The sequence below is a fragment of the Flavobacterium ponti genome (assembly GCF_042652765.1).
Lineage (GTDB): Bacteria > Bacteroidota > Bacteroidia > Flavobacteriales > Flavobacteriaceae > Flavobacterium > Flavobacterium ponti.
This window is the reverse complement of record NZ_JBHSGW010000027.1, coordinates 361,144-361,595: the sequence shown is the minus strand read 5'-3', so window position 1 is coordinate 361,595 and position 452 is coordinate 361,144. Positions and strand designations below refer to the sequence as shown.

Below are 452 nucleotides of genomic sequence, written 5' to 3'. Positions count from 1 at the left end.
TTGATAGGCTATAGATGTAAAGGCAGTAATGTCATAGTCGAGTAGTACTAATAACCCGTAAGCTTATGTACAAATTTCCTCCTGAGAAATCGGGAGGAAGAAACTTTCTTCAAAATTTAAAATTATTTATCTCAGTATGTTAAGATATTCTGTAATGTTGTCTTGTTTAAAATCAAGATACCCTTGCAAACCAGCTTAAGGTGGTTATTGCGTCGGGGCTCACCTCTTCCCATTCCGAACAGAGAAGTTAAGCCCGATTGCGCAGATGGTACTGCAGTAATGTGGGAGAGTATGTCGTCGCCTTTCTTTTAAAAACCCTTATCATTTAGTTGATAAGGGTTTTTTGTTGTTGTAAACTTTTTTTTTAAAATCATCAAAAACTACAAGTGTTGTAATAAAACAAATAATTCTTCAAATAAAGAATTAATTAGCATATAGTTGTTTTTAAAATC

Annotated in this window: 1 rRNA gene; it reads left to right on the top strand. The window is 33.2% G+C overall.

Features of this window, described 5'->3' with window-relative positions:
• The first annotated feature begins 196 nt into the window (after positions 1-196).
• Positions 197-306: ribosomal RNA gene (gene rrf / locus ACFO3U_RS13520) — 5S ribosomal RNA — on the top strand.
• The last annotated feature ends 146 nt before the right edge of the window (positions 307-452 follow it).